The sequence below is a fragment of the Thalassotalea sp. G20_0 genome (assembly GCF_017744175.1).
In the GTDB taxonomy this organism is placed as follows: domain Bacteria; phylum Pseudomonadota; class Gammaproteobacteria; order Pseudomonadales; family Endozoicomonadaceae; genus Endozoicomonas.
In genome coordinates, this window is record NZ_JAGHQV010000356.1 from 1 (window position 1) to 732 (window position 732).

Sequence of the window (732 nt, forward strand, 5' to 3'; positions counted from 1 at the left end):
CCCCCGATGCCGGCGTGTGCAAACTCACCCGAGGTTTCGACCGTGCTGTTCACCGCCATGATGTTGGCAACCATTCCTTTAACCCGCCCCCCCCCGATGCCGGCGTCTGCATACTCACCCGAGATATGAACATTTTCCGCCCGGATATTACTGACTGTGCCAGTAACATCAACAAAACAGGCTGCTAACCCGGTCGGCTTCCAGGAATTTATTATATTGGCACAAGTAAAGTGAAGGTCACGGATGCTGCCTTCCAGAGTGTCAACAAAACAGTCAGAGAGGCCGCTGATGGTACGATTCTGCCCATCGTACTCCCCGGTGAATGGATGGGTATCATTGCCAATGGATTGATAGTTATCAGTGATAACAATATCCGCTGTCTGTTGGTAGATACCGTTCAGTGGATAGCTGGAATTTCGACCAATCTTGCCCAGAGTTTCTGCATCATTAATCTTTATGGGCTCTGAACCATCGGCAATGGGTTTCGAATTCGCATACTGAAAAGAGCTGGCCAGCGTGCCAAGGGCAAGCAGTCCTTTGGTTCCCTGACTCCCTTGGTAGCGGGCCGTGGATGTCTGTTGAAGGGGTACGTCTTTCGAGCCGGGTTCTTTTTCCTGAGCCTCTTCCCGGATTTCTTTTGATGTCTGTGGTAATTCCGGTTTTGCATCCGGCCCGGGCAAACCGCTCCCGGACCAGGCATTGGCCATATCTTTCACCATGAAAAGGATGGAA

General features: G+C 51.5%; 1 protein-coding gene. It reads right to left on the reverse strand.

Annotated elements, in window-relative coordinates; all coding sequences use genetic code 11:
• Positions 1-707: hypothetical protein (locus J7438_RS26480; RefSeq protein ID WP_209279012.1), on the reverse strand; the 707-nt coding region annotated here is incomplete at its 3' end.
• Positions 708-732: the final 25 nt, after the last annotated feature.